Below are 12,661 nucleotides of genomic sequence, written 5' to 3'. Positions count from 1 at the left end.
CCTCTCCCTCTGGGAGAGGGCTGGGGTGAGGGCCACAACGCCCCGCCCAAACTTGATGAGTGCATTGAAATGACCCTGACCATCGAACCCATCAGCCCGGCCCTGGGCGCCATCGTTTCCGGCGTACGCCTGGCCGACCCGCTGGACGACGCGGCGCAGCGCCTGATCGAGCAGGCCCTGCTCGACCACCAGGTGCTGTTCTTCCGCGACCAGCCGCTGACCCCCACCCAGCAGGCGAACTTCGCCGCGCGCTTCGGTGACCTGCATATCCACCCGATCTACCCCAGCTCGCCCGAACAGCGCGAAGTCATCGTCCTCGACACCGCCGTCACCGACGTGCGCGACAACGCCATCTGGCACACCGACGTGACCTTCCTGGAAACCCCGGCGCTCGGCGCCGTGCTGGCCGCCAAGCAGCTGCCGCGCTACGGTGGCGACACCCTGTGGGCCAGTGGCATCGCGGCGTTCGAGGCTCTGTCCAAACCGCTGCAGCAATTGCTCGACGGCCTCACCGCGACCCACGACATCAGCAAGTCCTTCCCCCAGGAGCGCTTCGGCGCCACCGACGCGGACCTCGCGCGCCTGGAAGAAGCGCGCAGGAAGAACCCGCCACGCAGCCATCCGGTGATCCGCACGCACCCGGTCACCGGGCGCAAGGCGCTGTTCGTCAGCGACGGTTTCACCACCCGCATCAACGAGCTGGAGCCGGCGGAAAGCCGCGCCATCCTCGACCTGCTGTTCGCCCACTTCAGCCGCCCGGAGTTCACCGTGCGCTGGCGCTGGCAGGAAAACGACGTGGCCTTCTGGGACAACCGCGTGACCCAGCACTACGCGGTGGACGACTACCGCCCGCAGCGCCGGGTGATGCACCGGGCGACCATTCTGGGGGACAGGCCGTTCTGAGGACTCACCTGTAGGAGCGAGCTTGCTCGCGAACGGATTCCAGCCTGAATCCTCCGTCATGCGGTTCGCGAGCAAGCTCGCTCCTACGGGGCCTGCTTTGCCTGGGAATTTCCCACCATCCCCGTGACTTGCGGCAACAAAGCCGCACCGCAGACCGCATTCGTCGCCATTATGGGTCGCGGTGGCAGGCTCACTGTCCTACGCTTTGGCAGTTTCGCTTCATCAAGAGATTGCCTACATGCAAGAAAGGATTCCCGACGAGTCCAACCTCGCCGAGCTGACGGTTCGCGGCCTGATCCTGGGTGCGCTGATTACCGTGGTATTCACCGCCTCCAACGTTTACCTCGGCCTCAAGGTCGGCCTGACCTTCGCTTCGTCGATCCCGGCAGCCGTCATTTCCATGGCCGTGCTGCGCTACTTCTCCGGCTCCAACATCCTCGAGAACAACATGGTGCAGACCCAGGCCTCGGCGGCCGGCACCCTGTCCTCGATCATCTTCATCCTTCCGGGCCTGTTGATGATCGGCTACTGGAGCGGCTTCCCGTTCTGGCAGACCGCGGCCATCTGCTCCATCGGCGGCATCCTCGGCGTGCTCTACACCATCCCGTTGCGCCGGGTGATGGTGGTGCAAAGCAACCTGCCGTACCCCGAAGGCGTGGCGGCGGCGGAGATCCTGCGCGTCGGCAGCCATGAGGAGGAAGCGGACAAGACCGGCAAGCCCGCGAAAGCCGGCGGCCCGGGCCTGCGCGACATCCTCGCCGGTGGCGTGATCGCCGCCGCCTTCAGCCTGCTCAGCAGCGGCTTCAGGGTGCTCGCCGAAGGCTTCAGCTTCTGGCTCACCGCGGGGCAGGCGGCATTCCGCCTGTCCACCGGCTTCTCCCTGGCGCTGGTCGGCGCCGGCTACCTGATGGGCATCACCGCCGGTATCGCGATCCTCATCGGCGTGGTGATCGCCTGGGGCGTGGCGGTACCGCTGCTCTCGGTGAACAGTGTGCTGGCCGCCGGGCAGAGCCTGCCGGAACTGGCCACCAAACTGTGGAGCAGCCAGGTGCGCTTCCTCGGCGCGGGGACCATCGGCATCGCCGCGCTGTGGACCCTGGCCACCCTGTTCAAGCCCATGGTGCAGGGCGTCTGGGCGTCGCTCAGCGCGGTCCGTGGACGCGGTGAAGTGAGTGACCTGCGTACCGAGCAGGACCTCTCGGCGAAGTGGATCGTGGCCATCGCCGGCGTTCTGCTGGTGGCGCTGTTCGTGGTGTTCTCCTACTTCCTCGGCGACGCCGCGCCGGACCTGAAGGGCTTCGGGTTCTGGGGCCTGGTGTCGGTCTGCGTGATCTTCGCCTTCTTCTTCGGCTTCCTGATCGCCGCCGCCTGCGGCTACATGGCCGGCCTGGTGGGCTCGTCGAGCAGCCCGATCTCCGGTATCGGCATCATCGCGGTGATCCTGGTGTCGTTGCTGATCCTCGGCGTCGGCTCGCTGGAGGATGGTTTCCTGGCGATGGAGGGCGGCAAGCTGGCCATCGCCCTGGCGCTGTTCACCACCTCGGTGGTGATCGCCATCGCGGCGATTTCCAACGACAACCTGCAGGATCTCAAGACCGGCTACCTGGTCGGCGCGACGCCGTGGCGGCAGCAGGTGGCGCTGATCGTCGGCTGCCTGGTGGGCGCGCTGGTGATCCCGCCGGTACTGGAGCTGCTGTTCAACGCCTATGGCTTCACCGGCGCCCTGCCGCGCGAGGGCATGGACCCGAACGCCGCGCTGGCCGCACCGCAGGCGACGCTGATGACGGCGATTGCCAGCGGGATTTTCCACAACGCGCTGAACTGGAACATGATCCTGATCGGCGTGGCCCTGGGCATTGCCCTGATCCTGGTGGACGTGTTGTTGCGCCGCACCGGCAAGGCCAGCCTGCCGGTGCTGGCGGTGGGCCTGGGTATCTACCTGCCGCCGACCATCGGCATGACTCTGGTGGTCGGTGCGGTGCTTGCCTGGCTACTGGAGACGACGCTGAAGAAACGCGCCCTGGCGGCGGGCGTCAGCGAGGAGAAGTTCTCCGACGAGCCCAAGCGCCGTGGCGTGTTGCTGGCCTCGGGCCTGATCGTCGGCGAGAGCCTGATGGGCATCCTGCTGGCGGCCATCATCGGCACCACTGGCAAGGACGCTCCGCTGGCGCTGGTCGGCGGCTCCTTCGAGGACACCGCGCAGTGGCTGGGCCTGGTGGTGTTCGTTGCGATCTGCGTGCTGTTCTACCGCAAGGTGCTCACCGGCACGCGCGGCTGATCCTTCGTCGTGATGCGAAAAAGGCGCCTTCGGGCGCCTTTTTTGTCGTCGGAGCTTTCGGTTGTTCGTCGTTGGGCGCGACGTAAGATTTAATGGGTGATATATGATGTCGATATCATTTATCGGAGGCTCCCATGCGCACCCTGGTGGACATTCCTGCTGAATACCTGGAACGCCTGAACGATATCAGCGAGCGGCAACAGCAGTCCCGCGCTGCGATCATCCGCGAGGCCATCGCCGAATATCTGGTCAACCACGCGCAGGCCGACGCTGACGCGGCGTTCGGGCTGTGGAAGGAGCGCAAGGTCGACGGCCTCGTCTACCAGGAAAAGGCCCGCGAGGAATGGTAAGGGGCCTGTTCGATACCAACATCCTGATCGACTACCTCAACGGTTATGGGCAGGCGCGGGATGAGTTGGCGCTCTACAGCGATCGTGCGATCAGCATCATCTCCTGGATGGAAGTGATGATTGGCGTATCGCCCGACACTGAAGCCGCGACCCGCGCCTTCCTCTCCAGCTTCACCGTGCTGGCGCTGGATGAGCGCATTGCCGAGCGCGCGGTCGAGGTGCGGCAGCGCCTGCGGGTGAAGTTGCCGGACGCGATCATCAAGGCCACAGCGGAGGTCGAGGGGCGGCTGCTGGTGACGCGTAATATCAAGGATTTCGCCGAGAGCGAGCCGGGCGTGCGGTTGCCGTATCGGTTGTGAGCGGCGAACTTGCCGGAAGCGTAGGGCGTATAACGCTCCGCGTTATACGCCGTTTGGTCTGGGTACCCGAGCACTCTGAGCCTGAGCTCGACGCCCAGACGAGGCGTACAACCGCAAACGGTTGTACGCCCTGCGGCCTTCACCGCACCAGATGCAGGAACTGCAGGTGCCGCTCGTACTGGTCGAGCATGTCGTTGATGATCTGCTCCTTGCTGTAGCCCATCAGATCGTAGTCCTGGCTGCCTTCGGAGAGGTGCACCTCGGCGCGGAAGTAGCGGCGGTTCTTCAGGTGCAGGCCGCCCATGCCGGCGCGGGCGAAGGACGGCGTGAAATAGCCGCGCATCGACACCTGGTAGAGGAACGGATGCTGCTCGCCGTGGCCGATCTCCACGCCCAGTTCCAGGTTGCCCAGGTCGAGGTCGGAATCCACTTGCAGGCCCTTCTCGCGGAACACCTCCGAGACCTCGGCGATGGCCGGGCTGACCACGTCGCTCATGAAGCGGTACACCTCGTCGCGGGTGGGGAAGTGCACGGCCTGGGAGATGCGGCGCTTCCAGCCGCCGGTCTTGGTCGAGGGCGGTGGCGCAAGGGAGTGAGTGCGCGCGCGCTGGCGCTGGGATTCGAGGTAGAAGGCCTTGTGCAGCCCCCACATCATCAGCAGCAGGATCAGCGAGAACGGCAGCGAGGTGAGCACCACCGCCGACTTGAGCGCATCGATGCTGCCGGCGAACAGCAGGCCGCCGGTGACCAGCGCGGTGACGACGCCCCAGAACACCCGCAGCCATTTCGGGCCGTCGTCGTCGGCACTGCCGCCGTGGGCGGAAAGGGTGGAGAGGACCACGGTGCCGGAGTCCGCCGAGGTGACGAAGAACACGAAGCTGACCAGCACGGTGACGGCGATCACCGCTTTGCTGCCCGGGTAGTTCTGCAGCAACTGGTAGAGCGCCATGGAGGGCTCCTCGACGGCGACCCGGCCCAGTTCGCTGAAGCCGTGGTTGAGCACCTGGTCCAGTGCGCTGTTGCCGAAGATCGACATCCACGCCAGGGTGAAACCCAGCGGGATGAACAGCACGCCGAAGACGAATTCGCGGATCGTCCGCCCGCGCGAAATGCGCGCGATGAACAGACCGACGAAGGGCGCCCAGGCGATCCACCAGGCCCAGTAGAACACCGTCCAGCCCCCCAGCCATTCACTGCCGTCCTTGCCGTAGGCGTAGAGGTCGAAGCTCTTGGTCGGCAGGCTGCCGAGGTAGTCGCCGATGTTCTGCACCAGGGTGTTGAGCAGGTGCTGGGTGGGGCCGGCGAACAGCACGAAGAGCAGCAGGGCGCAGGCCAGGACCATGTTGATGTCCGAGAGCAGGCGGATGCCCTTGTCGACGCCGGAGATGGCAACCAGGATCGCCGCGCCCATCATCAGCACGATCAGCGTCATCTGCACCGGGTGGCTGTGGGCGATGCCGAACAGGAAGTCGAGGCCGGCGTTGAGCTGCAGCACGCCAAAGCCCATGTCCGCGCCCAGGCCGAACACCGTGGCGATGATGCCGAAGCAGTCCACCGCGTAGCCGATGGGGCCGTTGATGCGCTTGCCGATCAGTGGGTAGAGCGCCGAGCGCAGCGCCAGTGGCAGGTTGTGGCGGTAGGCGAAGTAGGCCAGCGCCATCGCCACCAGGGCAAACACGCCCCAGCCGTGCAGGCCCCAGTGCAGGAACAGCAGCTGCATGGCCTGGCGCGCCGCTTCCGGGGTGCCGGCTTCGCCTTGCGGCGGCTGGAGGAAGTGCGTCAGCGGCTCGGAGACGCAGAAGAAGAACAGGGTGATGCTGATGCCGGCGGCGAAGAGCATGCCGGCCCAGGACAGGTAGCTGAATTCCGGCTCGTCGTGGTCGGCACCGAGCTTGATCTTTCCGTAGTCGGAAAGCGCGGTGACCACCACGAAGATCAGGTACAGCGTCATCGCCAGCAGGTAGTACCAGCCGACGGTTCCGGCGGCCCAGGTCTGGGCGGCGAGCAGCCAGTCACCCGCGCGTTGCGGCAGGCCGATGACGAAGAGGGCGAAGAGCAGGATCAGCGCCGCCGCACCGTAGAAGACCGGTGGGTTCATGCGCATGGAAGGGGCGGTTGTTGCGGACGGAGTAGGGGATTGGGGGGCAGTCAAAACGGGCGGGGTCCCTCGTGTTTTTTCCTTGAACAAGCATTCAATGAAAACACGAGATGGCCGTCAAAGGCCAATCGGTGGGACCGATGGTCCCGCCGCCGGCCCTGTACGAGGGCCGAGCGGAGCGGGTACTGCTTTACTTGCGGCGGGCTTTCTTCGCTTGGCGAATCTCACGGCGTTCCGGGTCGACCTGCGCAGGTACGTTCAGGAAGGCGGTGGCGGCGAAAAAGCTGGCAAGAGCGGCAAAGCTGGTCACGATAGTCTCCAAAGGCTCGGGGAAATTGGGTCCCGACTGCCTGATAGCCATTTTCCCTGATATTTGTGACAAATATAAGTGAATGGTCTTTATGGTTGATATTGATCTGGTCGATGAGACTGTCTTGATGTGTTTTAGCCAGACAAAATCCTGAAATTGATAGCAAGCTCAGGATTCTCTGCCGTCGTCTCGGGGGCGGGCCAATCCTTTCACTGCGACCATTCGTCGCTTTTAGTGAAACGGTTCAGCGCTCCGCCTCGTTGAGCAGGGTTCGCAACTGTTCGCGGACACCCGGTCGCTGCAGCAACGCCCGCAAATCCGGCAGGGTGGTGTCCGGCAGGTTCAGGTGCTGCGGTCCGATTTCCGCCCCGGGGCTGACCAGCAGGGCGAAGTGGATAACGTTCTCCAGCTCGCGGATGTTGCCCGGCCACGGATAGCTCTCCAGCACCCGCTGGGTGTCGCTGGCGATCTGCGGCACCGGCAGTTCCAGGCGTTGCGCGTGCACGCCGAGGAAGTATTCGGCCAAAGGCTGGATATCGCCGATGCGCTCGCGCAGCGGCGGCAGGGTGAGGTTGCCGTCGTGCAGGTACTGCTGCAGCCCTTCGAGGAATTTCCCCGCCTTCACCGCCTGGCCCAGGTCAAGGCTGGTCGCTGCGACCAGGCGCACGTCCACCGGCACCGGCTCGCGGGCGCCGACGCGCAATACCTCGCGCTCCTGCAGCACGCGCAGCAGCTTCTGCTGCAGCGACAGCGGCAGGTCGGCGATCTCGTCCAGGTACAGGGTTCCGCCATTGGCCGAGCCGAACCAGCCGGCGCGGCTGCCCACCGGGCCGTTGTGCGCGCCGGGGGCGTAGCCGAACAGCTCGGCCTCGGCGTAGTTGCGGCTCAGCGCGCTGCAGCTCACCGCGACGAACAGGCCGGGACGTTCGCTGGCGCGGTGGATGTGGCGGGCCAGCAGTTCCTTGCCGGTGCCGGTCTCGCCGTGGATCAGCACCGGCTGCGGCAGCGGCGCCAGGCGTTCCACTTCGTCGCGCACCTGATGCGAACGCGGGTCGAAGAACACCAGCGCCTTGGCGCGGATGCTCAGCGGGCTCTTGTCGGCGTCGGGGAAGGTCAGCAGCGGTAGCGGCGCGTGGGGGGCGTTCATGGGTATTTCTCCTTCTGCTCTTACAGCGCGTCCAGCGCCAGCAGTAAGTCACGGACGATGTCCTCGCTGTCCTCGATGCCCACCGACACACGGATGGTGCCGTCGTGGATGTCCAGCGCGGTCAGGGCCTCGGCGGACAATGCGCGGTGCGAGGTCTTGCCGGGGTGGGTAATGCTGCTCGCCACGCCGGCGAGCGAGGGGGCGAAGGCGGCTAGTTGCAGGTGGCCGATCAGGCTGTCCACCTGGTCCAGGCCGCCCTTCAAGGTGAAGCTCAACATGCCCGAATGCCCCTTGCGGAACAGGCGCTGCGCCCGTTCGTGGTCCGGGTGCGAGGGCAGGCCGGGGTAATACACGCGGGCCACCTGCGGGTGCCCTTCGAGGGCTTCGGCGAGAGCCTGGGCGTTCTGCGAATGGGCTTTCATGCGCAGGGCCAGGGTCTTGGCGCCGCGGAAGTTCAGCCAGCTCTCGAAGGGGCTGGCGCTGCCGCCGGCGTTGATCTGGAAGCGCCGCGCGGCGGCGATCCACTGCGCATCGCCGACCAGCGCGCCACCCATGGCGTCGCTATGACCGTTGAGGTACTTGGTGGTGCTGTGGATCACCAGGTCGGCGCCGTCGCGCAGCGGCTGGTAGAGCACCGGCGAGAGGAAGGTGTTGTCCACCAATAGCTTTAGGCCGTGGCGGTGGGCGAGGTCGGCCAGCGCCGGCACGTCGCTCACGCGCACCAGCGGGTTGGAGGCGGTCTCGGTGTAGATCAGCCTGGTGCTCGGGGTGATCGCCGCTTCCACGGCGCTCAGGTCGTTGAGGTCAAGCAGGGTGGAGGCGATGCCGAAGCGCGACAGCTCCTTCTCGATCAGGCTCTGGGTGGTGCCGTACAGCTCGCGGCTGGCGATCAGGTGGTCGCCGGCATTCAGCACGCCCAGCAGGGCCGCGGAAATCGCTGCCATGCCGGAGGTGGAGAACAGCGCGTCCTCGCCGCCTTCCAGTTCGCGCAGCAGTTCCTCCACGGCGGTGTGGTTGGGGTTGCCGATGCGCGTGTACATGTAGTTGTCGGGGTTGCCGGCGAGGAAGTCGTCGACCTGCTCCAGGGAGTCGTAGACGAACACCGAACTCTGGTAGATCGGCAGGCTCTTGGCGCGGGTGACCATGCGCCGGTCGGCATCCTGGCCGGTATGCACAGCGCGGGTGGATGGGCCTTTGGCGTTGTCGCTCATGGCTTTACCTCGGGAAAGAAAAACGCCGGTGGAACCTGCCCACCGGCGTTGAAGCGGGTGCGCTCGAGGCGCGCCCAGCGTGGGAGTCGTTGCGCCCGGCACGCAGCCGGGCGGCTGGATCAGAAGGCGGGTACTACGGCGCCGTTGTACTTCTTCTCGATGAAGGCTTTGACTTCCGGGCTGGTCAGGGCGGCGGAGAGTTTCTTCAGGGCATCGCTGTCCTTGTTGTCCGGACGCGCCACCAGGTAGTTCACGTAGGGCGAGTTGCGGTCTTCGAGGATCAGCGCGTCCTTCACCGGGTTGAGCTTGGCTTCCAGGGCGTAGTTGGTGTTGATCAGGTCCAGGTCGACCTGGTCCAGTACGCGCGGCAGCAGGGCCGATTCCAGCTCCTTGAACTTCAGGTGCTTGGGGTTCTCGGCGATGTCTTTCGGGGTAGCCAGGGCGTTGCTCGGGTCTTTCAGCTTGATCACGCCGGCCTTCTGCAGCAGGAGCAGGGCGCGGCCGCTGTTGCTGCCTTCGTTGGGGATGGCGACGGTGGCGCCGTCTGGCAGTTGGTCGATGGACTTGTACTTCTTCGAGTAGCCGCCGAAGGGCTCGACGTGCACGCCGGTCACGGTGACCAGGTTGGTGCCCTTGCCCTTGTTGAAGTTGTCCAGGTACGGCTTGGTCTGGAAGTAGTTGGCGTCCAGGCGCTTCTCGGCCACCTGTACGTTGGGCTGTACGTAGTCGGTGAAGACCTTGATCTGGAGGTCCACGCCCTCTTTGGCCAGGGTCGGCTTGATCAGCTCGAGGATCTCGGCGTGGGGGATCGGCGTGGCCGCGATGACCAGCTTTTCATTGGCGAAGGCCGAGGTGGTGAAGGCAGCGGCGAGGGCGGTCAGAAGCAGCAGTTTTTTCATTGCGATGTCCTTGTGGGGCAGATGACCGCTGGCGTCCGGGCCGGCCGGGATGGGGCCTTCGTACGGGCGGTGGATTCTTTTTCCGCGGCTCCAGCGGCTGCGGTTGAGGCAGAACTTACCGAGCTTTTTTATTCCAATAAAATATTAATTTTTCATTTTGATATTCGATTTTGTTCATATGGCGATCAAGGACTGAGACAACCTGTCGCGCGACACCCCGCCGCGCGGCAACCCACCACGGCGGTGCGCCGCGGTCGGCGGCGTAAGATCGAGTGGCTTCATTGAGCGGCATCAATGCAGATCACGGTCCATTCTGAATGGGCGGCCAGATGAAGCCGAACCGACGACAGATCGGTGGCTCGCAACACAGACTCACGCAAGAACGCCCTGCGCATGCGCAAGGCACGGTGCCCGGCCACTGGCGTGGCGGGCGTCAGCCTGAAGAGGAATCGTCATGTTCGGATTAGAGGCGCTCGACCTGGCCCGGATCCAGTTCGCCTTTACCGTCTCCTTCCACATCATCTTCCCCGCCATCACCATCGGCCTCGCCAGCTATCTGGCGGTGCTCGAAGGCTTGTGGCTGAAGACGTCGGATGAGGTCTACCGAGACCTCTATCACTTCTGGTCGAAGATCTTTGCCGTCAACTTCGGCATGGGTGTGGTCTCGGGCCTGGTCATGGCCTACCAGTTCGGCACCAACTGGAGTGCCTTCTCGGCGTTCGCCGGGAGCGTTACCGGCCCGCTGCTGACCTATGAAGTGCTCACCGCGTTCTTCCTCGAAGCCGGCTTCCTCGGTGTCATGCTCTTCGGCTGGCACCGTGTCGGTCCGGGCCTGCACTTCTTCGCCACGGTGATGGTGGCCATCGGCACGCTGATCTCCACCTTCTGGATTCTCGCCTCCAACAGCTGGATGCAGACCCCGCAGGGCCACGAGATCGTCAACGGCATCGTGGTGCCGGTGGATTGGGTCGCCATCATCTTCAACCCGTCGTTCCCCTATCGCCTGCTGCACATGGCGATCGCCTCCTTCGTCGCCACCGCTTTCTTCGTCGGCGCCTCGGCGGCTTGGCACCTGCTGCGCGGCCGGGACAACCCGGCGATCCGCAAGATGCTCTCGATGGCGATGTGGATGGCGCTGATCGTCGCGCCCATCCAGGCGATGGTGGGCGACGCCCACGGCCTCAACACGCTGAAGCATCAGCCGGCGAAGATCGCCGCCATCGAAGGCCACTGGGACAACAGCGAAGGCGGGCCGACCCCGCTGGTGCTGGTCGGCTGGCCGGACATGGAGCGCGAGGAAACCCGCTTCAAGATCGAGATCCCGGTGCTCGGCAGCCTGATCCTCAATCACAGCCTGACCGAGCCGATCCCGGCGCTGAAGGACTTCCCGAAAGCCGACCGGCCCAACTCCACCATTATCTTCTGGTCGTTCCGAATCATGGCGGGGCTGGGCATGCTGATGATTCTGGTCGGCCTGTGGAGCGTCTGGCTGCGCCTGCGCAAGCGGCTCTACCAGAACCGCGCCTTCCTCCGCCTGGTGTTGTGGATGGGGCCGTCGGGCCTGATCGCCATCCTCGCCGGCTGGTTCACCACCGAGATCGGTCGCCAGCCCTGGGTGGTCTACGGGCTGATGCGCACCTCCGAGGCGGTGTCCAACCACAGCGTCGCGCAGATGAGCCTGACCCTGGTGATGTTCGTGCTGGTGTACTTCTCGCTGTTCGGCGTGGGCATCGGCTACATGATGCGCCTGGTGCGCAAGGGCCCGGTCACCCATGAAGGCCGCGAGGCCAGCCATGGCGGCCCCGGTCAGAAACGCACTGCCTCGCGGCCGCTGTCGGCCACCGCAGAGGGCTTCGACGACGATGACAGCGATAGCCCGGCAGGGAGGAACTGAGCCATGGGAATCGATCTTCCGCTGATCTGGGCGATCATCATCATCTTCGGCGTGATGATGTATGTGGTGATGGACGGCTTCGACCTGGGCATCGGCATGCTCTATCCGTTCTTCAAGGACGAAGGCGACCGCGACGTGATGATGAACACCGTGGCGCCGGTCTGGGACGGCAACGAGACCTGGCTGGTACTGGGTGGCGCGGCGCTGTTCGGCGCCTTCCCGGTAGCCTATTCGGCCGTGCTCTCGGCGCTCTACCTGCCGCTGATCCTGATGCTGGTGGGGCTGATCTTCCGTGGTGTGGCCTTCGAGTTCCGCTTCAAGGCCAAACCGGCCAAGCGGCACCTGTGGGACAAGTCGTTCATCGTCGGCTCCCTGGTGGCGACCTTCTTCCAGGGCGTGGCGCTGGGCGCCTTCATCGAGGGCATTCCGGTGGAAAACCGTGCATTCGCCGGTGGCGCGCTGGACTGGCTGGCGCCTTTCCCGCTGTTCTGCGGCCTGGGCCTGGTGGTCGCCTACAGCCTGCTGGGCTGCACCTGGCTGATCATGAAGACCGAAGGCCATCTGCAGGAACGCATGCATGACCTGGCGAAACCGCTGGCGCTGGTGCTGCTGGCAGTGATCGGCATCGTCAGCCTGTGGACCCCGCTGGCCCACGAGGCCATCGCCCAACGCTGGTTCAGCCTGCCCAACCTGTTCTGGTTCCTGCCGGTGCCGCTGCTGGTGCTGCTGACCCTCTACAGCCTGCTACGCTCGGTGGCCAACAACGACCACGTGAAGCCCTTCGTGCTCACCCTGGTGCTCATCTTCCTCGGCTACAGCGGCCTGGGCATCAGCCTGTGGCCGAACATCGTGCCGCCGTCGCTGTCTATCTGGGACGCCGCGGCGCCGCCGCAGAGCCAGGGCTTCATGCTGGTGGGGGCGCTGTTCATCATCCCCTTCATCCTCGGCTACACCGCGTGGAGCTACTACGTGTTCCGCGGCAAGGTGAAGCACGGCGATGGCTACCACTGAGGTGCGCGCGATGACTCATCAGGAGCAGGAGAAGGCGCCGCTGCACAAGCGGCTCGGCTGGCTGGTGCTGATCTGGGCGCTGAGCGTCGCCGGCCTGGGTGTTGCGGCCTGGCTGATGCGCCTGTTCATGAGCGCGGCGGGGCTGGGCACGCCGCACTGACAGATCCCATCCGGGCGCCGTACCGCGGCGCCCGTTCCCAC

11 protein-coding genes are annotated in these 12,661 nt (G+C 65.1%); 7 read left to right on the top strand and 4 right to left on the bottom strand.

Annotated features, from left to right (window positions below):
• Window positions 1-69 precede the first annotated feature (69 nt).
• The 4 genes from tauD (at window position 70) to ACNFBT_RS12590 (ending at window position 3,890) form a co-directional block, all read left to right on the top strand.
• Window positions 70-903, top strand: a complete 834-nt coding sequence (tauD, locus tag ACNFBT_RS12605; protein WP_416749746.1) for a taurine dioxygenase — start codon at window positions 70-72, stop codon at window positions 901-903.
• A gap of 238 nt (window positions 904-1,141) precedes the next feature.
• On the top strand, window positions 1,142-3,181 hold the full coding sequence (locus ACNFBT_RS12600) for an OPT family oligopeptide transporter (protein ID WP_416749744.1): 2,040 nt from the start codon (window positions 1,142-1,144) through the stop codon (window positions 3,179-3,181).
• Between the two features lie 134 nt (window positions 3,182-3,315).
• A complete protein-coding gene (locus tag ACNFBT_RS12595; protein WP_416749742.1) occupies window positions 3,316-3,531 on the top strand; it encodes a ribbon-helix-helix protein, CopG family in 216 nt (71 codons plus the stop codon).
• A complete protein-coding gene (locus tag ACNFBT_RS12590; RefSeq protein ID WP_416749740.1) occupies window positions 3,525-3,890 on the top strand; it encodes a type II toxin-antitoxin system VapC family toxin in 366 nt (121 codons plus the stop codon). The genes ACNFBT_RS12595 and ACNFBT_RS12590 overlap by 7 nt, the downstream gene beginning before the upstream one ends.
• A 139-nt stretch (window positions 3,891-4,029) precedes the next feature.
• On the opposite strand, the gene betT is transcribed toward ACNFBT_RS12590, so the two are convergent.
• The 4 genes from betT to ACNFBT_RS12570 form a co-directional block, all read right to left on the bottom strand.
• The gene (gene betT, locus ACNFBT_RS12585; protein ID WP_416750107.1) at window positions 4,030-5,988 is read right to left on the bottom strand and encodes a choline BCCT transporter BetT; all 1,959 of its coding nucleotides are present in this window, start codon (window positions 5,986-5,988) and stop codon (window positions 4,030-4,032) included.
• A 554-nt stretch (window positions 5,989-6,542) separates the two neighbouring features.
• Window positions 6,543-7,445, bottom strand: coding sequence for a sigma 54-interacting transcriptional regulator (locus ACNFBT_RS12580; protein ID WP_416749738.1), 903 nt, complete (start codon window positions 7,443-7,445; stop codon window positions 6,543-6,545).
• A 20-nt stretch (window positions 7,446-7,465) separates the two neighbouring features.
• A complete protein-coding gene (locus ACNFBT_RS12575) occupies window positions 7,466-8,656 on the bottom strand; it encodes a trans-sulfuration enzyme family protein (RefSeq protein ID WP_416749736.1) in 1,191 nt (396 codons plus the stop codon).
• 119 nt (window positions 8,657-8,775) lie between these two features.
• The gene (locus tag ACNFBT_RS12570; protein WP_416749735.1) at window positions 8,776-9,555 is read right to left on the bottom strand and encodes a MetQ/NlpA family ABC transporter substrate-binding protein; all 780 of its coding nucleotides are present in this window, start codon (window positions 9,553-9,555) and stop codon (window positions 8,776-8,778) included.
• A 454-nt stretch (window positions 9,556-10,009) separates the two neighbouring features.
• Here ACNFBT_RS12570 and ACNFBT_RS12565 point away from each other — a divergent pair, with 454 nt between their 5' ends.
• The 3 genes from ACNFBT_RS12565 to ACNFBT_RS12555 are packed head-to-tail and all read left to right on the top strand — an operon-like array spanning window position 10,010 to window position 12,620.
• The gene (locus tag ACNFBT_RS12565) at window positions 10,010-11,449 is read left to right on the top strand and encodes a cytochrome ubiquinol oxidase subunit I (RefSeq protein ID WP_416749732.1); all 1,440 of its coding nucleotides are present in this window, start codon (window positions 10,010-10,012) and stop codon (window positions 11,447-11,449) included.
• Between the two features lie 3 nt (window positions 11,450-11,452).
• The gene (gene cydB / locus ACNFBT_RS12560) at window positions 11,453-12,460 is read left to right on the top strand and encodes a cytochrome d ubiquinol oxidase subunit II (protein WP_416749730.1); all 1,008 of its coding nucleotides are present in this window, start codon (window positions 11,453-11,455) and stop codon (window positions 12,458-12,460) included.
• A gap of 10 nt (window positions 12,461-12,470) precedes the next feature.
• Window positions 12,471-12,620: a DUF2474 domain-containing protein gene (locus ACNFBT_RS12555; RefSeq protein WP_416750106.1), complete on the top strand. Its 150-nt coding sequence runs from the start codon at window positions 12,471-12,473 to the stop codon at window positions 12,618-12,620.
• The last annotated feature ends 41 nt before the right edge of the window (window positions 12,621-12,661 follow it).

The organism is Pseudomonas sp. NY15181, assembly GCF_048068055.1.
GTDB lineage: Bacteria > Pseudomonadota > Gammaproteobacteria > Pseudomonadales > Pseudomonadaceae > Pseudomonas.
Note: the sequence above shows the minus strand (reverse complement) of the source record. Positions and strands in the feature narration are given on the sequence as shown.